Source organism: Blautia sp. AM29-29 (genome assembly GCF_003480555.1).
GTDB lineage: Bacteria > Bacillota > Clostridia > Lachnospirales > Lachnospiraceae > Fusicatenibacter > Fusicatenibacter saccharivorans.
On sequence record NZ_QUJD01000022.1, the window covers coordinates 1 to 24,462 of the forward strand.

At 47.2% G+C, this 24,462-nt stretch carries 18 protein-coding genes and 1 other annotated feature; of the genes, 14 read left to right on the top strand and 4 right to left on the bottom strand.

Annotated features, from left to right (window positions below):
• Positions 1-181 precede the first annotated feature (181 nt).
• The 7 genes from DW769_RS14135 to DW769_RS14175 all read left to right on the top strand — a co-directional run bounded on the left by DW769_RS14135 (position 182) and on the right by DW769_RS14175 (position 6,791).
• Positions 182-541 carry a replication initiator protein A gene (locus DW769_RS14135; protein ID WP_442857764.1) on the top strand — a complete coding sequence of 120 codons (360 nt, stop codon included), beginning with the start codon at positions 182-184 and terminating at the stop codon, positions 539-541.
• A 183-nt stretch (positions 542-724) separates the two neighbouring features.
• Positions 725-1,663 (top strand): MobV family relaxase, encoded by a 939-nt coding sequence (gene mobV / locus DW769_RS14140; RefSeq protein WP_118750540.1) that lies wholly within the window; start codon positions 725-727, stop codon positions 1,661-1,663.
• A 58-nt stretch (positions 1,664-1,721) separates the two neighbouring features.
• Entirely contained in the window at positions 1,722-1,919 is a 198-nt protein-coding gene (locus DW769_RS14145; protein ID WP_009271129.1) for a hypothetical protein, read from the top strand.
• A gap of 140 nt (positions 1,920-2,059) precedes the next feature.
• Positions 2,060-3,637 carry a recombinase family protein gene (locus DW769_RS14150; protein WP_118569007.1) on the top strand — a complete coding sequence of 526 codons (1,578 nt, stop codon included), beginning with the start codon at positions 2,060-2,062 and terminating at the stop codon, positions 3,635-3,637.
• A gap of 830 nt (positions 3,638-4,467) precedes the next feature.
• A complete protein-coding gene (locus DW769_RS14165) occupies positions 4,468-5,274 on the top strand; it encodes a transporter substrate-binding domain-containing protein (protein WP_055228259.1) in 807 nt (268 codons plus the stop codon).
• Positions 5,275-5,368: 94 nt separating this feature from the next.
• Positions 5,369-6,058, top strand: coding sequence for an amino acid ABC transporter permease (locus tag DW769_RS14170; RefSeq protein ID WP_055217777.1), 690 nt, complete (start codon positions 5,369-5,371; stop codon positions 6,056-6,058).
• Positions 6,048-6,791 (top strand): amino acid ABC transporter ATP-binding protein, encoded by a 744-nt coding sequence (locus DW769_RS14175; protein ID WP_117510181.1) that lies wholly within the window; start codon positions 6,048-6,050, stop codon positions 6,789-6,791. The genes DW769_RS14170 and DW769_RS14175 overlap by 11 nt, the downstream gene beginning before the upstream one ends.
• Positions 6,792-6,841: 50 nt before the next feature.
• Here DW769_RS14175 and DW769_RS14180 read toward each other — a convergent pair whose 3' ends face one another.
• The gene (locus DW769_RS14180; protein WP_117510230.1) at positions 6,842-8,629 is read right to left on the bottom strand and encodes an aminopeptidase P family protein; all 1,788 of its coding nucleotides are present in this window, start codon (positions 8,627-8,629) and stop codon (positions 6,842-6,844) included.
• Between the two features lie 289 nt (positions 8,630-8,918).
• Between DW769_RS14180 and DW769_RS14185 the strand changes: the two genes are divergently transcribed.
• Positions 8,919-11,648 carry a beta-mannosidase gene (locus DW769_RS14185; RefSeq protein ID WP_117510180.1) on the top strand — a complete coding sequence of 910 codons (2,730 nt, stop codon included), beginning with the start codon at positions 8,919-8,921 and terminating at the stop codon, positions 11,646-11,648.
• 54 nt (positions 11,649-11,702) lie between these two features.
• On the opposite strand, the gene DW769_RS14190 is transcribed toward DW769_RS14185, so the two are convergent.
• On the bottom strand, positions 11,703-12,584 hold the full coding sequence (locus tag DW769_RS14190) for an AraC family transcriptional regulator (RefSeq protein WP_158568370.1): 882 nt from the start codon (positions 12,582-12,584) through the stop codon (positions 11,703-11,705).
• Between the two features lie 133 nt (positions 12,585-12,717).
• Between DW769_RS14190 and DW769_RS14195 the strand changes: the two genes are divergently transcribed.
• Entirely contained in the window at positions 12,718-14,067 is a 1,350-nt protein-coding gene (locus DW769_RS14195) for an MATE family efflux transporter (RefSeq protein WP_118666789.1), read from the top strand.
• 91 nt (positions 14,068-14,158) lie between these two features.
• Here DW769_RS14195 and miaB read toward each other — a convergent pair whose 3' ends face one another.
• Together miaB and DW769_RS14205 are read right to left on the bottom strand one after the other, a co-directional pair.
• Positions 14,159-15,643: a tRNA (N6-isopentenyl adenosine(37)-C2)-methylthiotransferase MiaB gene (gene miaB, locus DW769_RS14200; RefSeq protein ID WP_055266015.1), complete on the bottom strand. Its 1,485-nt coding sequence runs from the start codon at positions 15,641-15,643 to the stop codon at positions 14,159-14,161.
• Positions 15,644-15,748: 105 nt separating this feature from the next.
• Complete coding sequence (locus tag DW769_RS14205) at positions 15,749-16,849, bottom strand: SLC13 family permease (RefSeq protein ID WP_055266017.1); 1,101 nt, start codon at positions 16,847-16,849, stop codon at positions 15,749-15,751.
• Between the two features lie 228 nt (positions 16,850-17,077).
• Positions 17,078-17,350, top strand: a binding site (T-box leader).
• A gap of 114 nt (positions 17,351-17,464) precedes the next feature.
• Between DW769_RS14205 and DW769_RS14210 the strand changes: the two genes are divergently transcribed.
• The 5 genes from DW769_RS14210 (at position 17,465) to DW769_RS14230 (ending at position 24,457) form a co-directional block, all read left to right on the top strand.
• On the top strand, positions 17,465-17,965 hold the full coding sequence (locus tag DW769_RS14210) for a TRAP transporter small permease (protein ID WP_055228267.1): 501 nt from the start codon (positions 17,465-17,467) through the stop codon (positions 17,963-17,965).
• Positions 17,962-21,348, top strand: coding sequence for a TRAP transporter large permease subunit (locus tag DW769_RS14215; RefSeq protein WP_118750541.1), 3,387 nt, complete (start codon positions 17,962-17,964; stop codon positions 21,346-21,348). Before DW769_RS14210 ends, DW769_RS14215 begins: the two co-directional genes overlap by 4 nt.
• Positions 21,349-21,542: 194 nt before the next feature.
• Positions 21,543-22,946, top strand: coding sequence for a hypothetical protein (locus tag DW769_RS14220; protein ID WP_118750542.1), 1,404 nt, complete (start codon positions 21,543-21,545; stop codon positions 22,944-22,946).
• A 320-nt stretch (positions 22,947-23,266) separates the two neighbouring features.
• A complete protein-coding gene (locus tag DW769_RS14225) occupies positions 23,267-24,124 on the top strand; it encodes an Rpn family recombination-promoting nuclease/putative transposase (protein WP_158579832.1) in 858 nt (285 codons plus the stop codon).
• Between the two features lie 135 nt (positions 24,125-24,259).
• The gene (locus DW769_RS14230; RefSeq protein WP_118594476.1) at positions 24,260-24,457 is read left to right on the top strand and encodes a helix-turn-helix domain-containing protein; all 198 of its coding nucleotides are present in this window, start codon (positions 24,260-24,262) and stop codon (positions 24,455-24,457) included.
• The last annotated feature ends 5 nt before the right edge of the window (positions 24,458-24,462 follow it).

Here is a 24,462-nt window from a genome sequence, read left to right on the forward strand (position 1 = left end):
ATCTAATCCATTTCGGAATAAATATCTTCTGCTTTTAAGTTAATGACATTGTGATTTATAAGGCTTTGCAAGCCCCAAACCGGGGCAGGTGGTATAAAGTATCGCCCGCCCCGGAAAACGGGCTTCTAACCGTCCACAAAACACGATATGACACACGATTTACATTCACCAGCCGGAACAGGTGTTCAGCTTCACCCGGCTCCCGAATTTCCTCTTTGAAGCCCCTACCTTCAAGCCCCTGTCCAACGAGGCAAAGGTTCTGTACGCCTTTATCCTGCGCCGGACAGAGTTATCCCGCAAAAATGGGTGGGCGGATGACTGCGGACGGATTTTCCTGTATTACCCTATCTGTGAAGTGGTTGACCTGCTTCACTGTGGGCGGCAGAAAGCGGTGAACACCCTGCGGGAACTGCAATACGCCGGGCTGGTGGAGATCCAGAAGCAGGGCTGTGGAAAACCCAACCGCATTTTCCCAAAATCCCATGAAGCGGTTCCAAACACCGACTTCAAGAAATCCGGTTCTGGTACGCCGGAGGACTGAAAACCGTACCCATGAAGTACGGAAACCGCCCTCTTGAAGTACGAAAACCGAACGGTATATAGAAATACAAAGATTAAAATGATTGATTTATATTCTATCCATTCCAATCCTATCCGAGCTATTTTCTGTGGGATTTTCCCTGTGGAAAACCCCGGATAGGAAAGGAATGGGGAAAGGAGTAGAATGGCGCAACACGCAATCTTGCGGTTTGAGAAGCACAAGGGCAACCCGGCAAGGCCGCTGGAAGCCCATCACGAACGGCAGAAAGAACAATACGCCAGCAACCCCGACATTGACACCAGCCGGAGCAAGTACAACTTCCATATCGTCAAGCCGGAGGGACGCTATTACCGCTTCATTCAGAGCCGGATTGAACAGGCCGGGTGCCGAACCCGCAAGGACAGCACCCGGTTTGTCGATACGCTGATAACCGCCAGCCCGGAGTTTTTCAAGGGGAAATCCACAAAGGAGATACAGGCGTTCTTCCAAAGGGCGGCGGCTTTCCTCATTGGCCGGGTAGGACGGGAAAATATCGTGTCGGCGATGGTACACATGGACGAGAAAACGCCCCACCTGCATTTGACCTTTGTTCCGCTGACAAAGGACAATCGCCTGTGCGCTAAGGAGATTATCGGCAACCGGGCAAACCTGACGAAGTGGCAGGACGATTTTCACGCCTATATGGTGGAGAAATATCCCGACTTGGAGCGTGGGGAGAGCGCCAGCAAGACAGGCCGGAAGCATATCCCCACCCGGCTTTTCAAACAGGCGGTTTCCCTCTCCCGGCAGGCCAGAGCCATTGAAGCCACCCTTGACGGCATCAACCCGCTGAACGCCGGGAAGAAAAAAGAGGAAGCCCTTTCCATGCTGAAAAAGTGGTTCCCGCAGATGGAGAATTTCTCCGGGCAACTGAAAAAGTACAAGGTCACAATCAATGACCTGTTGGCGGAAAATGAGAAGCTGGAAGCAAGGGCGAAGGCCAGTGAAAAAGGCAAGATAAAAGATACGATGGAACGGGCAAAGCTGAAAAGCGAATTGGACGATTTACAGCGGCTGGTTGACCGTATTCCGCCGGATATACTGGCGGAACTGAAACGGCAGCAGCGAACAAGAGAGAGGTAAACGCTATGAACAGAAATTCAAGCTGCATGATGAAAAATAATCATACGGAGGACACTGGATGGTAAAAAGCGAAAGCGACATTATTGATACAATACACACCGGGCAGGTCATTACTGACGAGAACGGCACACAGTATTTTGTATGTGGGAAAAACCGTATCAAAATCTCCGAACATTTCGCCGCTGGCGGTCGTCCGATTGGAGATCTGATCGTTGATGTAGTCCGGCACACGGCGGCAAAGGCCGCTTCTTCGTGACCCATCGTTGATACACGCCCACGCTTATGATATAATTGCCATAGAGCAAAAGTATTGTAAGCGTGGGTTGTTTCTTTAGAAGGAGGATTTTTACGGTGAAACAACCTTACAATACTACCATTCACAACACGGCTCTTTATATGCGGTTGAGCCGTGACGATGAAAGCTATGGCGACAGCGTAAGCATTGAAACGCAGCGGACAATCCTGCAACAGTACGCAAGGGAGCAGGGGCTTCATGTGGTCGGGGAATATGTGGACGATGGATGGAGTGGGACAAACTTCGAGCGTCCGAGTTTCCAGCGCATGATGGATGATGTGGAAGCCGGAAAAGTAAACTGCATTGTCACCAAAGACCTGTCCCGTTTCGGGCGGGAGCATGTGATGATGGACTACTATCTGGAATTTCTGTTCCCGGAAAAACGGGTGCGGTACATCGCCGTTGCGGAGAACGAGGACACAGAAAAGGGACTGTCCGATTTTGTGCCATTCAAAAACCTGTTCAACGAATGGTTCGCAAAGGACACCAGCCGTAAGGTAAAGACTGCTTTCAAGGCAAAGTTTGCCGCCGGACAGCGTATCAGCGCCTATGCTCCCCTCGGGTACAAGAAGCACCCGGAAATCAAGAACAAGCTGATAATCGACGAGGAAACCCGCTGGATCGTGGAGAAGATTTTTGACCTTGCTATTCACGGCAAAGGGGCGGCCAGCATTACAAGGATATTGATTGCGGAAAAAGTACCGACGCCGGGATTTATCAATTTCCAGCGTGACGGGACTTTCGCCAATATCTACGCTGGCGCACCAGAGGAAAAAGGCTACGCATGGACGATAGCGCAGGTCAAAAGCATTCTGAAAGATGAAACCTACATCGGCCATACCATCCACTACCGGGAGACCAATATTTCCTTTAAGAACAAGCGGAGGATACGCAAGCCCCAAAGTGAATGGGTGCGGGTGGAGAACACGCAGGAGCCGATTATCAGCGAACAGGTTTTCCGGCAGGTACAGGAACAGATTGCAAGCCGCCGGAGGGAGCGCAAGAATGGCACGACACAGATTTTTGCGGGACTGATAAAGTGTGCGGACTGCGGCTGGTCGCTGGCCTACGGGGAGAACAGGCAGAACAGCAAGCCCTATGGCTACTACCATTGCAGCAAGAACGGGCAAGGCACACGCCAATGCTCCATGCACTACATCCGCTATGATGTGCTTTACGCCTATGTTCTCTCCCGTCTGCAATACTGGTCGGGGCTGGTACAGCACGATGAAGAACAGCTTTTGAAGCGGCTGCTGAACGCCAATGACAAAGGACAGGCCGCCGCAAGGAAGAAGCAGGCCGCTGAACTGAAAAAAGCGGAGAAGCGGAAAGCCGAGGTCGATACCCTGTTTGCCCGGATGTATGAGGACTGGGCGGCGGGGCGTATCACGGAATACAACTTCAATATGCTGTCCGGGAAGTACCAAAGCGAACAGGCGGAACTGGAAGAAAAGATTGAACAGCTTCAATCCGCTATTGCCGCTGAAAGCCAGAGCACCGCAGACGCAGAAAAATGGATTGCCTTGATGAAAGAGTGCGTCAATCCCACGGAACTCACCGCCGAACTCTTGAACACGCTGATTGAGAAAATCCTTGTCCATGAAGCGGTCAAGAACGAGGACGGAAGCCGGGAACAGGAGGTAGAAATCTTCTACCGCTTTATCGGCAAAATTGATTGAATGACACCAATATCTTTAACTATGTGATACCGGTGTCACGCAGTTCATGACCGGGATACGAATGCAGGCATCAATATTTTGAAAAAAGCACTGCAGATGCAGTCTGCATAAAGATGAAAAGCTGTACCGCAGGGCATACGGGAACAGGATAAACATAGCTTGTGGACACTGTGTAAGACATTGCAGTACCGTAAGGTATTCGTCAATGCAGTAGTGGAAGAAACAAGAATCCCCCTGCTTTAGCTGTGGGGAGTGTCAAGAAGAATGGATGAAAAGCAATTATAACAAACCTCTTAAATAATGCAGTCCCTTTACAAATGAAGCTAGAAAACTGGTATTGGAGGCCTGGGATAAAACTCATAATGCCAGGGAAATTGCAAAATATTTTTCAGTAAATGAAAGCACCGTATACCGCCTTATAGAAGAGCGTGCACGCACTGGCAGTTATGAGACCAGAACGCAGCTGAGAGGCCGGAAAACAATTCTTACAGAAAAACAGCACCACGATATTCTGGAACTTGTACAAGAACAACCAGATATCACAATGAAGGAATTTGCGAGAAACATCAAAATGGAAGCAGAGTTTCCGAACTCGCAGAGGAATATGCTTTATCGGAAAAGAGCATTCAGCGGATCCTGCGCTGCACAGCAGCAGACGGAAAAAATACGGACTAAATACAAAAACGGAAAGACAGCCATGGAAGAACCCCCGGGCTGTCTTTTGTATTTCTGTTGCTTTTTTTCCGTTTTTCCTTGCATTTCAGAAAGATGCTGTTATAATAAGAGAAAGTGAATAAATATACATCACATGAGGAGAGAAGGAGATTATTATGAAAATGAATTTTGCAAAAAAAGCAACAGCACTTGCAATGTCCGTTTTGTTTGCTGTTTCGATGGCAGGATGCGGAAGTTCTGCATCTACCGCAAAGAAAGTAGAAGTAACATCCGTAGAGGATCTGGCAGATCTGAAGATTGGTGTACAGACCGGAACAACAGGTGATTCTCAGGCGAGCGATGCCGTTAATGCAGATTCCCAGATGCAGCGTTACAACAAAGGCGCCGATGCTATTCAGGCACTGAAAAACGGAAAGATTGACTGTGTTGTCATCGATTCCCTGCCGGCAGAAAAATTCGTTGCAGCAAACGATGATCTGAAAATTGTAGAAGGCATTTTTGATACCGAAGAGTACGCGATGTGCTTCAAAAAAGGAAATGAGTTAAGAGACGAGTTCAACACTGCATTGGCAGAGCTGAAAGAGGACGGAACTCTTGATGAGATCATGAGCAACTACATTGGTGATGAAGTCGGACAGCATCCGTATGAATCCCCGGCAGACGCAGACCACTCCAAGGGAACGCTTACCATGGCAACCAACGCAGAGTTCGAGCCGTGGGAGTACAAAGAGGGAAATGATATCGTTGGTATCGATGCCGACATTTCCAAAGCAATCTGCGACAAGCTTGGTTATGAGCTGAAAATCGAGGATATGTCATTTGAAACCATCCTTGCATCTGTCAACAGTGGAAAAGCAGATTTCGGCGCAGCCGGAATGACCGTTACTCCGGAGCGTGAGGAGAGTGTTGATTTCACCGATACTTACGCAAATGCAACGCAGGTTGTTATTGTAAGAAAGTAATCTAATAAGAGGAAAAAGAGCGGCTGTCCGCCAGGCAAAATGGTGCAGCCGCTCTTTTTGCAGGAAATGAAACCACAAAGGAGAGATGTATTCTATGGAAAATTTACAGCATCAGTTTAACCGCTACTTTGTAGACAACGGTGCTACAGAGTGGTGGCTGACCGGTCTGAAGACGACGCTGCTTGTCACGGTAATTGCACTGTGCATCGGTGTTGTGCTCGGACTTCTCATCGCGCTGATCCGTTCGACACACGAGCAGACCGGTAAATTAAAACTTCTGAACATTGTGGCACGCGTCTATCTGACGATTATCCGCGGAACGCCGTCCATGATTCAGATTCTGTTTTTCTATTCCGTTATTTTTGCAACCGTAAACCTGAACAATATCGTGATCGGCGGAATTGCATTCGGTATTAACTCCGGTGCGTACGTTGCCGAGATCTTCCGTTCCGGAATCATGTCTGTGGATAAAGGACAGACTGAAGCGGGACGAAGCCTTGGTTTAAATTCGGCACAGACCATGCGTCTGATTATCATTCCGCAGGCGTTTAAAAATGTTCTTCCGGCGCTGATCAACGAGATGATCGTGCTGTTGAAAGAGACCGCCATCATCGGCTATATTGGAACCATCGATATTACAAAAGCAGCAACCCTGGTACAGAGCCGTACGTACGATGCGCTGGTTCCGCTTCTCTCCGCAGCGATCTTTTATCTGATTCTTGTTATGATTCTGACCTATTTCATGGGCAAACTGGAAAGGAGACTGCGTAAGAGTGACCACTAACGAAAAAGTATTAATTAAAGTTGAAAATCTGCAGAAGAGCTTCGAGGATAATAAAGTTTTAGACGGAATCAGCACAGAGATCCGTCAGGGAGAAGTTGTCGCCGTTATCGGTCCTTCCGGTTCCGGAAAATCGACGTTTCTGCGCTCCTTAAATCGTCTGGAAATTCCAACCGGCGGAAAAATTTACTTCGAGGGCGTTGACATCACGGCGCCGGAAACTGACATTGACCATGTGCGTCAGAAGATCGGAATGGTATTCCAGCAGTTCAATCTGTTTCCGCACAAAACCGTTAAGGAAAATATCTTGCTCGCTCCGGTGACATTAAAACTAATGACATCGGAAGAAGCAGAGAAAAAAGCGATGGAGCTTCTGACCCGTGTCGGACTGCCGGACAAAGCAGATGCCTATCCGGGAAGCCTTTCCGGCGGACAGAAACAGCGAATTGCCATTGCACGCGCCCTTGCGATGAACCCGGATGTCATGCTGTTTGACGAGCCGACCTCCGCACTCGACCCGGAAATGGTAGGGGAGGTTCTTGAAATTATGAAGGAACTTGCTGAATCAGGCATGACGATGGTTGTCGTAACGCATGAAATGGGTTTTGCAAGAGAAGTGGCAACCCGCGTGGTCTTTATCAACGAGGGAAATATTCAGGAGGAGAATACGCCGCAGGAGTTCTTCGCAAATCCGCAGCATCCCCGGCTCAAAGAATTTTTATCGAAAGTATTATAATAAAAAACGCTGTTCTGTATCATCAAAACACAGAACAGCGTTTTTGCATCTTATTTGGAAATCGGGCGGGTGGCTTCTTTCAGCCACTCTTTTTCGTCTCCTTCCAGATAAGGAGAAATCTTTTCATATACTTCTTTGTGGTAGTTGTTCAGCAGTTCCACATCTTTTTCGGTCATATACTGTGTGTCAATACCGTCAAGATCGATCGGAACCATGGTAACGAACTCAAAGCACATGAACTGGCCGTACATGTTCTTTTCTGCTTTGCGGCAGAGCATCAGGTTCTCAGTACGGATGCCGTGGCTTCCTTCGATATAGATACCCGGTTCATCGGAAGTAAGCATGCCCTCCTCAAGAACGGCGTTTTCCATCCGCTCCGGAACCATTTTCCAGCGGAAACCGTTTGGACGCTCATGTACATTTAAGAGATAACCGACACCGTGGCCGGTTCCGTGATTGAAGTCAAGACCTCTCTCCCAGAATGCCTGTCTTGCAAGGTAATCAAGGTTGATACCGATGCAGCCGTGGAGGAATTTTGCATTTCCAAGACGAAGGGTTCCCATCGCAGTGATGGTGAAATGTTCTTTTTCTTCCTCGGTCAGCGGTCCAACTACGATTGTTCTGGTAATATCGGTCGTTCCCTCATAATACTGTCCGCCGGAATCCACGAGGTACATGCCTTTTGGCTGTAGAACGGAGAAATCTTCTTTCGTTGCCTGATAATGGCACATAGCGGCATTCGGGCCGTAAGCGGAGATGGTTCCGAAACTCGGCTCAATGTAGCCTTCCTGCTCTTTTCGGAAGGATTCCAGTTTCTCTGCAACGGAAACTTCGTCCATCGGGATTTTGCCGATGTTTTTCTTTAACCAGTAAACGAAACGGGTTACAGCAACGCCGTCTTTGACGTGGGCTTTGCGGATATTTTCCATCTCAACTGGTGTTTTCAATGCCTTTAAGGAGGAAGCCGGGTTCATCACATTGACAATCGTGTTTTCGCCCATGACGCTCTGGCAGATTGTGTAGTTGACTTTGGCTTTCTCCAGAAGAATCGTTTTTCCTGTGATGCCTACAGCGAAATCATAGACAGCATCGTATGGATGAATCGAAATACCAAGACCGGCAAGATACTGTTTTACTTCATCATTTAAAGTTGCTTCCTGAATAAACAGATGGCCTTCGGTTTCGGTCAGAATGAGGTAGGAGAGGACAACCGGATTGCACGGAATATCGTTTCCGCGGATGTTCAGCATCCAGGCAATATCGTCGAGTGCGGTCAGGATATGTACCTCGGCACCGTTCTCTTTCATCTTTTCGCGGACTTTTGCAAGACGGTCAGCAGCGGACTCGCCGGTATATTTGGAATCAAGAATCCATACCGGTTCTGCAGAAAGTGCTGGGCGGTCGGACCAGATTTCACCGATCAGGTCACTTCGATAGGAGAGAAAACGCTCCGGAAGTGTCTTTTCCAGTGTCTCACCGAGCATCTCATTGACAACGCGGCCGTCGAAGCCGATGGTCATGCCTTCTTTTGTATTTGCCTGCAGGTATTCCTCTACGGTCGGAACACCTTCCTGGCCCATTTTCATTAAAGTAACGCCGGTTCCGGCAAGCTCTTTGGCTGCCTGTACGAAGTAGCGGCCGTCGGTCCAGAGGCACGCTTCATCCTGCGTAATCACAGCAGTTCCGGCAGAACCGGTAAAACCGGTAATATACGTTCTTGCTTTAAAGTAAGTTCCTACATATTCGGATTCATGATAATCGGCGGTCGGAACCAGATAAGCGTCCACGCCGTATGCTCTCATTTTTTCGCGGAGAGCAGCTAATCTTTCTGGTATCATAGTTTTTTCCTCATCTTTCTTTTCGAAAAATAATGTCGGCATTTTTAAATGGGATGCCAACATTTTTATTCTATCACATTTTCCAAATCTGTCAAAGTGATGATTGAGAATTTGTCTCACTGTTTTCCTGTTTTTGCGAAAATTTTTGTGCATTTGGAGATTTTTCCTATTTTTCAAGAGCTTTTTTGTACCATTTTCTGCACAAAAGAAGTAAGATAGGAAGAAAGAAAAAGCGTGGTGAAACTACGCGAAGAAGCAGAAACTATGTAAGAAAGGGGGACATACTGTAATGCATACAATATGTCTGAAAGACAACTGGACCTTAACGGTCCTTGGAAAAAATGTTTACGATATTCCGGAGACTCCAATTGAGACAAAGGTTCCGTCTACCGTTTACGGCACACTTCTGGAAAAAGGTCTGATCCCGGATCCGTTTTATCGTGACAATGAACTCGATGCACTGAAACTGATGGAGAACGATTTCGCATACGAGACAGAAATCGTGATCGGAGAGGAAGACAGAAAAGCGGATCGCCTGTTTTTACATTTCGACGGAATTGATACGATCGCGGATGTTTATCTGAACGGAGAGAAAATCGGCTCCGCAGACAACATGAACCGTGTCTGGGAGTACGATATTACCGATCTTGTTGCAGGTGATGCAGCCGATACCGTATATCAGGTAAAAGTGATTCTGCATTCTCCGACCAAATTCATTGCGGAAGAAGATACAAAATGCCCGGTTGGCGGATCCTCCGATGCAATGCCGGGATTCCCGCATATCCGTAAAGCAGCGTGCATGTACGGCTGGGACTGGGGCCCGCGTCTTCCAGATGCAGGACTGTTCCGTGAAGCTTCCGTTCTCGCAGTAAAAACAGCCCGTCTGGCGCAGGTATTTGTAGGCCAGGAGCATCACGTAACCGGAAAAACGGTTCACGGAAACGTTGTTGATTCTGTTCGCCTGACGGCAGATGCTGAGATCGAGTGGATGCCGGGAGTTACCAACGGAAATGTAAAAATTGTCATGACGGTTACTTCTCCGGATGGAAAAACCGTTCTGACAGCAGAAAGCGGCAGCATCGATCCGCTGACCCATTCAGCACCATCAAAAAATCTGACCGGTCTTACATGTGAGCTTCGCAGCAACCGTGTACAGGCTTCTCTTACCGTAGAAAATCCGGAGCTGTGGTGGCCGAACGGTTACGGCGCACAGGCACTGTATCAGGTAAAGGTAGCGCTTGTTGCAGAGGATACCCTGGATACCTGGGAGAAGAAAATGGGTCTTCGCACCATCACGGTCAATACCGATCCGATGGAAGATGAAGTTTATGATGAACACATGACCGGACAGGCACCAGATTACGACGACGGCGACAACATGGTTATGACAAACGGTGAGAAGAAAGTAATTATCACCGATAAAGCAGCAAAGACGGTAAAAGGCCGCAACTTTGCATATGAAATCAACGGACTGCAGATTTTCGCGATGGGCGCGGATTACATTCCGGAGGATAATATTTTAACCCGCCAGACGAGAGAACGTACCGATCTGCTGTTAAAATCTGCACAGGAAGCAAACTTCAATTCCCTGCGTATATGGGGCGGCGGATACTTCCTCGATGACTTCTTCTATGATGTCTGCGATGAGAGAGGACTTCTGATCTGGCATGACTTCATGTTTGCCTGCGCTTCCTATGAGCTGTCAGATCATTTTGAGGAGAATATCTCCACAGAAATCCGTCAGAATGTACGCAGACTTCGTTCTCATGCAAGCATTGCTCTGTGGTGCGGAAACAATGAGATGGAGACACAGTATGAAATGCTGGCATGGCCGAAATCCAAGAAACAGTATTACGATTATATCCATCTGTATGAGTACATCATTCCGAAAATCGTCAAAGAAGAGGATCCGGAGAAATTCTACTGGCCATCCTCCCCGTCTTCAGGTGGAAATTACGAAAACAGCAATGCGGAAAATGTCGGCGATACCCATTACTGGGGCGTATGGCACGGAAGCGAGCCGTTTACCGCTTATCGTTCCCACCATTACCGTTTCCTGTCCGAGTTCGGATTCCAGTCCTTCCCGTCCCTGCAGACTGTAAAACGGTTTACGGAAGACGGCGACCGCAACATCTTCTCACGCGTCATGGAAATGCACCAGAGAAATACGGCTGCCAACGGAAAGATCCTGAACTATATCTCACAGACCTATCTGTATCCGAAGAATTTCGATGAGCTTCTTTACTGCTCACAGCTTCTTCAGGCAGATGCCATCCGTTACGGCGTAGAGCATTTCCGCCGCTTCCGTGGTACCTGCATGGGTGCTGTTGTATGGCAGCTGAACGATATCTGGCCGGTAGCATCCTGGGCAAGCGTCGATTACTACGGAAACTGGAAAGCCCTGCAGTACGCAGAGAAGAAGATGTTCGCACCGGTTCTGCTTTCCTGTGAGGAGCATGGAGAGATCGATCAGAAACCGTTTGTCAACACCCTGCCGCATCCAATCGATGTCAGTGCAGACCTTCACGTTGCGAATGAGACGGGTGAGCCGATTGTTGGAACCGTAAAATGGTCTCTGCGCCGTCCGGATTCTTCCGTAGTCAAAGAGGGAACCTTCGAGGTCAACGCACCGGCCTACGGCGGACAGTGGATGCCGCATCTTGATTTCAACGGTCAGGATCCGCTGGAAGTTCATCTGACGTATGAGCTGGTTGTCGATGGAAACGTCGTATCTTCCGGATCGACGCTGTTCTGTGCACCGAAGCATTACCATTTCGCAGATCCGAAACTTTCTGTATCGGTAGACGGCGATACCGTAACTGTAACGGCAGAGAACTTCGCAAAATCTGTCAGCGTAGAGACCGAAAACGGTGTGCTTCGCCTGGACGATAACTTCGTTGATATGGAAGCAGGAACAAAGACCTTCCGTATTCTGCCGACCGCAGACTTTACCGCCAAGGGAACCGGCGTATCGGGCGCATACCGCGTACGAAGCGTATACGAGACAGCAGAACGATAAGGCATGGAAAAAGGGCACGCAAAATGAATGCGTGCCCTTTTCTGCAAAATAACGTTATTTATTTTTTTCTGCCTGGATTTTTCTGGCCTGTTTCGGTGTGATTCCTTTTATTTTTTTATAACACCGGATGAAATAGCTGCAGTCCGGATAGCCGACTTCTCTGGCAATAAAAGAAACATCGTGACTGGAAAAAAGCAGCATGTTTTCTGCCGCATTGATTCTGGTTGCCGTAATATATTCTTTGCAGGTCATATTGTAGCGGCGGTAAAAATTCATGGAAAATGTGGAGTGCGACATGTTGCACATGGCGGCAAGTTTCTCTACGGTCAGTTCTTCAAAATAATGGGAATCAATGTATTCGGAAATCAGGTCAAAACTGATTTCGTAGGAAGGATGCACGCCGGGAGACGGAAAAGAAGTCCCGCTTTTTTGCCAGTTCCGTACAAAACGGCTGATGATTTTCCGAAGATCCGCTGTAAGAATCATGGAATAGCCAAGCTCTTTATCCCGGTATTCCTTAAGAATATCCGAAAAAAGAGGAAAAAGGTCCATTTTCCGTACCTGCTCCGGAGAAAAAATACAGGGGCAGCGGAACGTGTGGAGGCCGTGCAGAATCGAACGCAGATCCAGCTCATCCGTCTTGCAGGTGGGCAGAAGATTGGGGTCAAATTTAATCACATCATACTGCACCGGAACAGACCCTTTTGCAAGCGCGATGGAATGAACGCATTTGGGCGGAAAAAGGATCACGGATCCTTCTGTTCCGATGGATGTCACATTATCAAGGGAAACCTCAATTTCTCCTTTCAGAACGTAGAGAAGTTCTACATAATAGTGCCAGTGAGCAGGAATCGGAAGGGAGTCCCGCGTGCTGTCAAAAAGAAAAGCCTCATAAGGAGAGGCGATGGGGTCGATATATTCATATAAGTTATTCATAGATGTCTCACTTTTCGTTCGTAGTGGATGTTCCATACTGACTGTGGATGGAAACAAACTTCTTTTAGTATATAGTGATTTTATATGATTTGCAAGAAGGAATGAAGAAAGGAAAGGTTACAAGATTATCATCATGCAAAAAACAACAAATGATATGACGCAGGGCAACAGCATGAAGCTGATTTTTCAGTTTTTCCTGCCGATTCTGATCGGAAATCTTTTTCAGCAGCTTTACAGCTTTGTGGATTCCATGGTCGTTGGAAAGGGGATCGGAGATGTGGCTCTGGCAGCGGTTGGAAATACCAGTTCGGTACATTTTTTGATTCTCGGCTTTGCCATGGGGCTTACCGGAGGACTTGGGATCTGTATTTCCCACTCCTTTGGAGCGAATGATATCGAAAAACTGCGGAAAGAAATTGCGATGTCGGTTTATATCTGCCTTGCCATTGGAATTGTAATTACGGTGGGCAGTCTGTTTTGGATGCGCCGTCTGTTTGTCTTTCTCCAGACACCGGAGGATATGATGACAGACACTCTGGTTTATTTTGGAACCATTCTGGCGGGCAGTACCGTTACCATTTTTAATAACTTTGCCATGACGCTGCTCCGGTCCGTCGGAAACAGTAAAGTGCCGCTGGCTTCTATGATCGTTTCGTCGGTGGTCAATATTGTGCTGGATCTTCTATTTGTATTTCCGTTTGGCATGGGCGTGTTTGGAGCGGCGCTTGCAACGGTTCTGGCGCAGGTGGTTTCTGCCCTTTACTGTCTGGTATATATCCGGCGCGCCGCAGAACTGCTTCCGCGGAAAACAGACTGGAGGGCAGATGGTGTACTTCTTGGCGCACTCGTTGGAAAAGGCCTGCCGGTAGCTGTGATGAATTCTGTAACTGCGGTGGGCGGTATGGTCCTTCAGGTTTTTGTCAATCAGATGGGAACGGCTTATGTCGCGGCTTATGCTGCATGTATGAAGGTGTGCGGTCTGTTCGAGCAGCCGGGTATAACACTTGGACTTGCACTTCTGACTTTTACAGGACAAAATTATGGAGCCGGAAAATACGACCGGATCAAACAGGGAGTCAGGGCAGGTGTCGTGCTTTCTGTCCTTGTCAATCTTCCTTTTGCAGCACTGGAAATTTTCTGCCCGAAGCTTCTGGCATCCCTGATGCTGAATGATGCGACAGTCATTTCCTATACCTGTATCTTTCTGCCGGTTACCGGAGTTGCCCTGTTCGCCCTTGGCTGGCTGTTTGTCTTCCGAAACGCCTGCCAGGGAATGGGAAAAACAGTTCTGCCGATGGTGTCCGGGATTGTGGAGGTTGCCATGCGCGTCATGGTTGTGCTGCTTTTAGCACCGCGCCTTGCGTTCCGCGGAGTGGCATTCGCAGAAATTTCCGCATGGGTCGGAGCTGGAGTTATGCTTATGATTACCTACTTCTTTTATCAGAGGCGGCTCTCCGGGAAAACTCCAGATGTGAGAGGATAAAAGGAGAAGTTATATATAAAAACCCTGCCTGCACAGCTTTGTAACATAGTCTTTTCAAAGACTGAAAAACTGTGCGGGCAGGGTCTTTTGGTTAAACAAGCGTTCCCATATAGTAGAAGCCGCGGCATTCGTCCAGGGAAACGTTCTGCAGCGTTCCGATCATCGAAGCATCTCCCGGGAAATGAACCAGCGTATTGTTGCTCATACGGCCGGTGACAAGAGAAGCGTCCTGCTCATTGATACTTTCCACCAGAACTTCCTGTACGGTATGAAGATGTCTTGCGGTTACCTCGCGGGAAATTTCCTGAACCTCGGCAAGAAGACGGTCAAAACGGTCTTTTACAACATCCGCCGGGATCTGGTCTTCCATGGCAGCTGCCGGTGTTCCGGTTCTTCTGGAATACTGGAAGGTAAACGCGCTGTCGTAACGAACGCGGCGGACCACATCCAGTGTTTCCAGAAAATCTTCTTCGGTCTCACCAGGGAAACCAACGATAATATCTGTTGTCAGAGAAATATCCGGCACTTTTGCGCGGATTCGGTCTACCAGGTCGAGATACTGCTCTTTGGTATAACGGCGGTTCATCAGTTTTAAGATACGGCTGCTTCCGGACTGGAGCGGAAGATGAAGATGGAGGCAGACCTTCTCGCAGTCGCGCATTGCATCGATCAGTTCTTCCGAGAGATCCTTTGGATGTGAGGTCATGAAACGGATGCGTTTCAGCCCTTCAATCTGATTTGCCTTGCGCAGAAGCTGTGCAAACGTCATCGGCTCCTCGAGATTCTTTCCGTAGGAATTGACATTCTGACCAAGCAGCATGATTTCAACAACGCCGTCTGCAACGAGGCGTTTGATCTCTGCGATGATTTCCTCCGGCTTCCGGCTGCGTTCGCGGCCGCGCACATACGGTACGATACAGTAGCTGCAGAAGTTATTGCAGCCGAACATAATATTAACACCCGACTTGAACGGATATTTGCGGTCAACCGGGAGATTTTCCACGATTTTGTCGGTATCTTTCCAGATATCAATCACCATGCGGTCCTCTGTCATGCACCGGACAAGATACTCGGCAAAGCGGTAGATATTATGCGTTCCAAAAATCAGGTTGACGAAATGGTAGCTTTTTTTGAGTTTTTCGACAACAAGCGGCTCCTGCATCATGCATCCGCAGAGGGAAATAATCATGCCCGGATTTTTCTTTTTGTACTTGCCAAGCTGTCCAAGACGACCGTAGACACGCAGATTTGCGTTTTCACGGACGGTACAGGTGTTGTAAACAACAAAATCGGCATCTTCGGTCTCCACAATGTGGTAGCCGACGGTTTCCAGAATTCCCTCCAGTTTTTCGGAATCGCGGGCGTTCATCTGGCAGCCGAAGGTTGTGATGCAGGCAGTCAGATACTCTTTTCCGTTTTGTTTTGCACGCTCCGGTACGAGCTGCTGTTTTAAAAGTGCCATAAAGTAATACTGACGCTGCGGTTCTGTCTCCGGCGCCGGAACAGTAATGTCAACATTTGCAAGATCAATACCGGAAACCTCGGCATCCGGAACGTTTCTGAGATCTATCTTCATAAATGAAACCCTTTCTTTTTCAATATAAAATGCTAAGTACAGTAATAATGAGACGGTATAAAATGCCGTGAAAAAAGACCCGTACAGCCGGATCTTCTTTTTATTTTAGCGTATCTGATACAAAATAGCAAGAAAAACAAGATTGAAAACAGTAAAAATCAGGATATATTTTTTGCGGCAGGAAGCGTCTGCGGCCGTAATCTGGCGATAGGAGATCAGGCTTGCCATAGATGCAATTAAAGTCCCGAGGCCGCCGAGGTTGGTTCCTACAATCAGTTCCGGGATTTCTTTTGTATATCCGGAAAGCAGCATGGCGGCAGGAACATTGCTGATGATCTGGCTTGTGAGGACGGAAAGAAGCCGTTCGTGTCCGGTAATCATCTGTTCCAGATAAATACGAAGCGCTGCCATTTGTTTCATGTTTCCAATAAAAAGAAAGAAAAACACAAAAGTGAACAAAAGAGAGTAGTCTGCTCTGCGGTAAAGGCTGCGGTTCACCAGGCAGATCCCGGCAATCGTGATCAGAAGCAGAATACTATGCGGGAGAAGTTTGGCAACCGTAAGAATACAGCAGAAAAAAAGAGCTGCAAAAACTGCGATTTGCCGCGGATGAGTAATCGCTTTTTTCCCCAGGGAAACGGAAATTTTTTTTCCGGAGAAAAACAGAAAAATGCAGATCAGAAAAAGAACTGCAGCACCCAGAGTATAAGGCAGCATCATAAGCAGAAACTGCAAAAGGGAAAGTCCGGAAAGCGAATACAGATAAAGATTCTGCGGATTGCCGATAGGAGTAAACATACTGCCAAGGTTTGCAGCCATGGTCATAAAGGTGACAAGAAGTATTTTTTTCTGCTCCATATGGCACATTCGCAGAAGCAGAATGCCAAACGGAACAAAGGTAATCAGAGCGACATCATTGGTAATCAGCATGCTGCAGAAAAAGCACAGGGAAATCAGAAGCAGAGCAACCATCCGTTCTGAGTTTACATGCCGGAGAAGACTGGTGCCAAGCCAGTCAAATACGCCACATTCCCGCAGGCCCGCGACAATCAGCATCAGACAGAACAGCAGGATCAGAGTATGAAAATCCAGATAGCCAAGATACTGTGGACCGGGAGGACAGAAAAAGCAGGAAAGCACTGCAAGAAAAAAAGAGACGGTAAGCACTGCATCTTTTTGAAAAAAGGAAATCAGTTTTTTTATCATAAAAATCATCCTTTCATGAATAAGCAGGACTGATGTTGGAAGATCGAGATGAAAAATCAGGCTGCATATTTCGGATACCGCAGATTATTATATAAAAGATATGGAAAAGATGCAAGAAAAAGGTCCAAAACCGAAAAAAATGCGGTTTTTCAAAAAATCGACAAATTTTTCCAGCCAATTCTTGACAATCAACAAAAATCGCGTTAAAATTGCTTCTGTCGTGTAAAAGCAAATTCTGAGAAAAGAAAAAGTAAATGCAGACAAATCGTTTTCAGAGAGCTGCCGGAAAGGTGCGAGACAGCAACGAATCTGGATTGAAAATCATCTTGGAGAAGGAAAGCCCAACGAATCGGCCGTGTATCGTACTATGTGCCGGAATTCCAGTAGGTTTTCACGGGAGTTTCCCGTTACAGAAACCGCGTATGCTTGTGCGTTGTATTCGTGCTTGTTTCAAAGAAGAGACAAGGGTGGTTGCGGGAAAAGAACAGTTCCGTCCCTCGTTGAGGGGCGGATTTTTTTGTTTGTCAGCTGCAAATTCACCCCGGTAATACAGCCTGGCAAAGAATAGATCCTGCTGGAACATTGTATCCGACAGCGGGAAAAGGGAGGAAACATATGAAAGTGTACAAAAAAATCATGAATGGACTGGCATTTGTTGAGAAACTGGTTCTCGTGCTGTCCACGATCCTGATTGTTGTGCTTACGGTGGGAAACGTTCTTTCCCGTAAGGTACTGCATCAGTCCTGGTCATTTACCGAGGAACTCGTTGTTGCGGTATTTGTCCTGATTACACTTCTCGCTGCAGCGCTCGCTGCCCGTGACGGAGAGCTGGTCAATCTTTCTTTACTGCCGGACCGTCTTTCTGCGAAGGCGAGAAGAATCCTGCTGGTTGTCAACACAGCATTTAGTGTTGCCTTTACCGTAGTTCTGTTTAAATACGGCATGGACAAGGTACTGACCCAGCTTGCCAACGGAAAGAGAACGTTCGTTTTAAACTGGCCGGAATGGATTTTCTGGTCTTTCGTACCGATCGGCGCAGCCTGCATGACGCTGCACATGATCGAATATCTGATTGATACATTCGTAAAAGCAAAAGAGGAGGGACAGAAAAAATGATCAGTGCAATTCTTTTTCTTTCATTCTTTGTTTTTCTGATCCTTGGTATCCCGATTGGCATCTGCCTTGGTCTGTCTTCGATCTGCGCGATCCTGTACTCCGGTACATCCCTGACCATCGTAGCAACCAATATGTATTCCGGTATCAGTAAATTTTTGCTCCTTGCCATTCCGTTCTTTGTATTGTCCGGAAACATTATGGCAAAAGCGGGCATTTCCAAACGACTGATTCGTTTCGTCGACACCTGCGTCGGCCATAAAAAAGGCGGTATCGCCATCGTATGCGTTATCGTAGCCTGCTTCTTTGGTGCGATTTCCGGTTCCGGTCCGGCAACCGTAGCAGCACTTGGTATGGTTCTGATCCCTGCCATGATTGAGCGAGGCGGATTTTCTGCTCCGTTTTCCACGGCCCTGATGGCGACGTCAAGTTCGATTGCGATCGTCATACCGCCGAGTATTGCATTCGTTGTTTATGCATCCATCACAGGCGTATCCATCGCCGATATGTTCACAGCAGGTATCGTTCCTGGTATTCTGATGGGTGTGGCCCTTGTCATCGTTGTTCTTCTGGAGGCAAAGAAACACAACATTCAGCCGACCCAGAAAAAAGCAACAGCCAAAGAAAGATGGGATGCTTTTAAAGATGCTTTCTGGGGATTCTTAATGCCGGTCATCATCCTTGGCGGTATCTATGGAAGTATTTTCACCCCGACCGAGGCAGCTGCCGTTTCCGTTGTATACGGTCTGTTTGTCGGAATCTTTATTTATAAAGAGATCAAACTGAAAGACCTGTGGGATCTGATGGTAGATTCTGCCAAAACAACTGGTGGAATTATGCTGATCGTCGCAAGTGCTTCTCTGTTCTCCTTTGTCTGCACAAAGTTTGGTATTGCGCAGGCAGCGTCGGATCTTCTTGGAAGCGTTGCTCATAACCAGTTTGTATTCCTTCTGATTGTCAATATCATTTTCCTGATTGCAGGATGCTTTATCGATGCAAACTCTGCCATGTATATTTTCATCCCGATTATGCTTCCGGTCTGTAAAGCCCTTGGCTATGACCTGATAGCATTCGGTATCGTGGCAACGGTCAACCTGGCCATCGGACAGGTAACTCCGCCGGTCGGTGTCAACCTGTTTGTCGCCATTTCCGTAAAACTGAAAAAAGGAATGGAAGTTACCATTCAGCAGATTTCCAAAGCCGTTATGCCAATGATCGCAGCATCGGTAGCAGTTCTGCTTCTGATTACGTATGTTCCGCAGATTTCCACGTTCCTTCCAAAAGCACTGGCAAAAGACGGAGCTTATACCGGAACCGTAGCTGCAGCAACGAATTCCGATACTTCCGGCAGCGATGGTGCGGATAGCAGTACAAATGGAACTTCCTCCGGCAATGAGGATTACAATGATATCGCTGATTACAGTGACCTTGGATGGGAAGAGCAGACCTGGAACTTTACCTGCTCCACCACAGAGACCAGTACCTGGGCAGAAGGCGGACGCAAGTTCGGCGAGCTCATGGAAAAAGCAACCGGCGGCAAGATCAAAGTCAATGTATACGCCGCAGACCAGCTGACCAACGGAAACCAGTCCGAGGGAATCCAGGCACTGATGAACGGAGACCCGGTACAGATTTCGATGCACAGCAACCTGATTTACTCTGCGTTTGACCCGAGATTTAACGTCGTATCTCTTCCGTTCCTGTTTGATTCGGTAGAAGATGCGGATGCAAAACTGGACGGCAAAGCAGGTGAAAAATTAAAAGCAATCCTCGATGAGTACGGCCTGCACTGCATGGGAATCGCTGAGAACGGTTTCCGCCAGCTGACCAACAGCAAGCAGGAAGTAAAAACCGTCGATGATATGAAAAACCTGAAAATCCGTGTCGCAGGAAGTAACCTGCTGATGGAGTGCTACAAACGCTGGGGCGCCGATGCGACCAACATGAACTGGTCCGAGACCTACACAGCCTTGCAGCAGAAAACCGTAGAAGGTCAGGAGAATCCGCTGCCGGCTATCGACGCAGCCAGCGTACAGGAAGTACAGCCGTACTGCTCGATGTGGAATGCGATTTATGACTGCCTGTTCTTCTGTATTAACGGAGATATCTATAACAATCTGACTCCGGAACAGCAGAAAGTTGTCGATGAGGCCGGACAGAAAGCAGTAGACTACGAACGTGCCATCAACCGTGCCGGTGACGATGAGATTATGGATCGCTGGCAGAACGAGAACGGTGTCAAGATCACCAAATACGAAGATATGGACATCGACTCCTTCAAACAGGCAGTAGACGGTGTGGATGCGTGGTATCAGAAGGAACTGGAAAGCGCAGGTTATGACGATGCCAAAGATCTGATCGAGGCCTTTACCAAGAAAGATACTTCTTCCGTAAGCACGCATGATGTAGAAGACAGAAGCGATCTCGACTGGCCGGAGCAGACCTGGAACTTCACCTGCTCCACGACAGAAACCAGTACCTGGGCAGAAGGCGGCCGGAAGTTCGGTGAGCTGATTGAAAAAGCAACCGGCGGCAAGATCAAAGTCAACGTATATGCCGCAGACCAGCTGACCAACGGAAACCAGTCCGAGGGTATCCAGGCACTGATCGATGGAGATCCGGTACAGATTTCAATGCACAGCAACCTGATTTACTCTGCCTTTGACCCGAGATTTAACGTCGTATCCCTTCCGTTCCTGTTTGATTCCGTAGAAGATGCGGATGCAAAACTGGACGGCGAGGCAGGCGAAAAATTGAAAGAGATCCTTGATGAGTACGGCCTGCACTGCATGGGAATCGCCGAGAATGGTTTCCGTCAGCTGACCAACAGCAAGCAGGAAGTAAAAACCGTCGATGACATGAAAAACCTGAAAATCCGTGTGGCAGGAAGCAACCTGCTGATGGAATGCTACAAACGCTGGGGTGCCGATGCCACCAACATGAACTGGTCCGAGACCTACACGGCCCTGCAGCAGAAAACCGTAGAAGGCCAGGAAAATCCACTTCCTGCTATCGATGCAGCCAGCGTACAGGAAGTACAGCCGTACTGCTCGATGTGGAATGCAATTTATGATTGTCTGTTCTTCTGTATTAACGGAGACATTTATGACAGTATGACACCGGAGCAGCAGGAAGTAATCGATGAGTGCGGACGTCTGGCAACACAGTACGAGCGTGAAATCAACCGCGCCGGTGATGATGAAATCATGAACCGCTGGCAGAATGAGAATGGTGTAACCATTACCAATTATGAGGATATGGACATCGATTCGTTCAAACAGGCAGTAGACGGCGTAGACGAGTGGTATCAGAAAGAACTGGAAGGGCAGGGATATGATGATGCCAAAGAGTTGATTGAGACGTTTACAAAAGAGGCAGTTTCGTAAATATCTTTATAAGATTTGCTGAGCTTGCCTGAAAAAATAATGTAACAAATTGCATATTGGGTAGAAAATAAAAATCCATCCATGACTTGGAGGTCTCCGATGAGACTGTTTCCGGGTATGGATGGATTTTTTATTTGAGTTTTCCAGGAAAACAGGTATACTGGATGGTATCAGGAAACGGGAGATTTGAATTAATGAAACAGAAAAAAGAACGGGAAAAAGAAATCAGTCAATGGCCATGGATTTCCATGCTGCCGTTCGGAATCCTGGCGGGATACTGGGGAGATAAGGAAGTGCGGATTACGGCAATTTCGGAATATGGCTTTCAGACCCGCCTCGCGGCACCGGCCACAGTTGATCAGAAAAACGCACCGTGGGAACTGGCATTTTACGATCAGAAAACGGCATCCTACCAGAGGATTCTTCTTCGTGATGCGACTTTTCTGCAGGAAAAAGAGGAAGATTTTGATGTTGTTTATACCTTCGCCACGGAACAGGAAGATTATCAAAATGCGGTACAGCGCCTTGCCCTGCAATACAGCCAGTATATCCGCTGGAAAATGGAGGACGATGATGCCGCTCTTGCAGAACAGATGACAGGATATCCTGCGGAGCAGGATGCGTTTCATCTGGAAAGCCTGGAAGAGCAGAAAAAGGAATGGTTTTCCGGGATCGGGAAGGAAACATTTACGGCATTGCAAAATGGCTTTGCGGAATCCGAGCAGCCCGGGCAGCCGATCGAGCTGGCGCTTGAACTGGATCGGCCGGAATGGTATGAGGCGTATCTTTCGATGGAAAGTGCAGTGTTTTTTGATGCTTATTTTCGGAAAAACCAGATTCCAGATCCTCCGCTTTTTCACCCGGACCGGCTCTATATAGGAAATGCTTTCTGTCCGCATCTGGCACCAAAAGAAGAGGAACTGTTTGCACTGATGGATAAAGCCTGCCGGGAGTCGCTTGCCGTTACGATGGTCTTTCCTTTCCTGATGGAAGAAAATCTGTCGGAAACGCAAGCACGTCTGCAGCATCTTGCCAGATGGTGTGAACAAAAGAACAAAACCATCGAGATTGTCGTAAATGACTGGGGAACGGCCCATCTGGCAGCTCAGTTTCCGGTGTTTTCTCTCTGCCTTGGCGTGCTGCTCAACAAGCGGAAAAAAGATCCGCGGATGACTTATAAGCTGGGGGACCGTACACTGTTTAAACAAAACAGCGTTCATGCGGCATTTTACCGGGAGTATTTGAAAGAAGAATTTCGGATGGAACGGTATGAATGGGAGAGCTGCGGCGATACCAGTACAAGGAAGTTTCCAGAAGGGAAAAACAGTCTTCATCTTCCCTTTTATCAGACAAATACTTCGCAGTACTGTCCAATGTATGCAGCGTGTATCAAAGGAAGCCGCGGCGCGCAGACGCCGGTGAGGAAATGCCCGGAGTTTTGCGAAAAACAGACATTTTTATATCCGGAGCATCTGCGGATGGCAGGAAGATATAATTCACTGTTTGGGATTGATTTGTCGGTTTTGCAGGAGCCAGAAGCGATGGGGAAGATGTATGGGCTGCGAGGGATAGATCGGATTGTAGTGAATTTGTTATAGTGACATCTTAAGAAGCATGTTCATAGTTCGTATTTCCAACTTGATAGAGCTGCCAATTCGTGATAAGATGAAAAACAACAGGAAGGGGTGCAGACTTCTCTGAAATATTTTTGAGGAGGCGTATGCACATGGGAAAAGCGGACATTGTTACCAAAGCATACATGCGAAAGAGTAACATTTTTGCAGATGCGTTCAATTATTTGATCTATGACGGGAAAAAAGTTGTTGATCCGGAAAAACTGACAGAAGTTGATTCAACAGAGATTGCCATACCGTTTGGCGCAACAGAAGAGAGAAAAGAGGCAAAAGAGACAACCGAAATGACAGAAGATCCGGTCCAGAAATATCGGGATATATTGAAAACAGCTGTGATTATGCAGGAAGCGGAAACGTATTATCTGCTTCTTGGAATTGAAAACCAGACAGACATTCATTATGCGATGCCAGTTCGAAATATGATATACGATGCCTTACAGTATGGCAGACAGGTTACAGACACTGCGGCAAGACATCGAAAAAACAGAAAAAGTGCAAAACAACAGGAAAAAGACCATGGAGATGATTACACAAAAGCAGAATATTTGTCTGGATTCTATAAGGACGATGTCCTGAAACCAGTAATTACACTGGTAATTCATTTCGGAACAGATCCATGGGATGCGCCGTTGTCTCTGCATGAGATGATGAACATTCAATACGAGAATCTGCTGCGTTTCGTGCAGGATTATCGGATTCATCTAATAGACCCGGCAAGGTTAACCGAAGAAGATTTGGAGAAATTTTCTTCCAGTCTGCGGGAAGTTATGGAGTATATCAAGTATTCAAAGGATAAGAAAAAGCTATTAGAAATTTTAAAGGATAATCCGCGCATGATGCTCGACCGGAAGGCAGCAGTGGTGATCAAGACCATTACAAATACACCCATAGAAATTCCAGAAGAGACGGAGGTGATTGATGTGTGCAAAGCGGTAGAAGATATGCTGAAAGAAAGCAGAGAACAAGGTATTGAGAAAAAGCGTTGGCAGCATAGTTTGAGGGGAGTAAAGAGTCAGAAGTATTATGATAGTATTGAAGAATGTAGAGGGTGCTTGAGAAAAGTGTCCTCTATTTTTTTATGCTTGCCACCTAAAATATTGATTTCAAATGTCACATTTTTGAAGAAAGTTATGTTTCGGTGATATTTTTTAAATTAAAATCCCAATCCACAACATTTTTACCCATTATAGACGATGCTGTGATATACTGTAGCTAATATATGTAATTTTGACTAATTTATTTTGGAAGTGTTCATTTGATGAGCTTCAGGAGGAACAATGAGCGTATCTTATAAAAAATTATTTAAATTACTAATTGATCGTGACATGAAAAAGAAAGATCTGAGGGAACTTGCCGGAATTGGAAATAGCACTATGACTAAGTTGGCCAATAATGAAAATGTAACGGTTGAAGTTATGGCAAAAATATGTAAGGCACTTGATTGTAAAATGGATGATGTAATAGAAATTATTTAGGACGA

Bases quoted from the DNA above. Each gene is read 5' to 3' on its own strand.
- DW769_RS14185 (WP_117510180.1), top strand. From the start codon at position 8,919: ATGCATACAATATGTCTGAAAGACAACTGGACCTTAACGGTCCTTGGA.
- DW769_RS14220 (WP_118750542.1), top strand. From the start codon at position 21,543: ATGAAACAGAAAAAAGAACGGGAAAAAGAAATCAGTCAATGGCCATGG.
- DW769_RS14210 (WP_055228267.1), top strand. From the start codon at position 17,465: ATGAAAGTGTACAAAAAAATCATGAATGGACTGGCATTTGTTGAGAAA.
- DW769_RS14195 (WP_118666789.1), top strand. From the start codon at position 12,718: ATGCAAAAAACAACAAATGATATGACGCAGGGCAACAGCATGAAGCTG.
- DW769_RS14215 (WP_118750541.1), top strand. From the start codon at position 17,962: ATGATCAGTGCAATTCTTTTTCTTTCATTCTTTGTTTTTCTGATCCTT.
- miaB (WP_055266015.1), bottom strand. From the start codon at position 15,643: ATGAAGATAGATCTCAGAAACGTTCCGGATGCCGAGGTTTCCGGTATT.
- DW769_RS14180 (WP_117510230.1), bottom strand. From the start codon at position 8,629: ATGATACCAGAAAGATTAGCTGCTCTCCGCGAAAAAATGAGAGCATAC.
- DW769_RS14225 (WP_158579832.1), top strand. From the start codon at position 23,267: ATGACAGAAGATCCGGTCCAGAAATATCGGGATATATTGAAAACAGCT.
- mobV (WP_118750540.1), top strand. From the start codon at position 725: ATGGCGCAACACGCAATCTTGCGGTTTGAGAAGCACAAGGGCAACCCG.
- DW769_RS14165 (WP_055228259.1), top strand. From the start codon at position 4,468: ATGAAAATGAATTTTGCAAAAAAAGCAACAGCACTTGCAATGTCCGTT.
- DW769_RS14145 (WP_009271129.1), top strand. From the start codon at position 1,722: ATGGTAAAAAGCGAAAGCGACATTATTGATACAATACACACCGGGCAG.
- DW769_RS14170 (WP_055217777.1), top strand. From the start codon at position 5,369: ATGGAAAATTTACAGCATCAGTTTAACCGCTACTTTGTAGACAACGGT.
- DW769_RS14150 (WP_118569007.1), top strand. From the start codon at position 2,060: ATGCGGTTGAGCCGTGACGATGAAAGCTATGGCGACAGCGTAAGCATT.
- DW769_RS14205 (WP_055266017.1), bottom strand. From the start codon at position 16,849: ATGATAAAAAAACTGATTTCCTTTTTTCAAAAAGATGCAGTGCTTACC.
- DW769_RS14230 (WP_118594476.1), top strand. From the start codon at position 24,260: ATGAGCGTATCTTATAAAAAATTATTTAAATTACTAATTGATCGTGAC.
- DW769_RS14190 (WP_158568370.1), bottom strand. From the start codon at position 12,584: ATGAATAACTTATATGAATATATCGACCCCATCGCCTCTCCTTATGAG.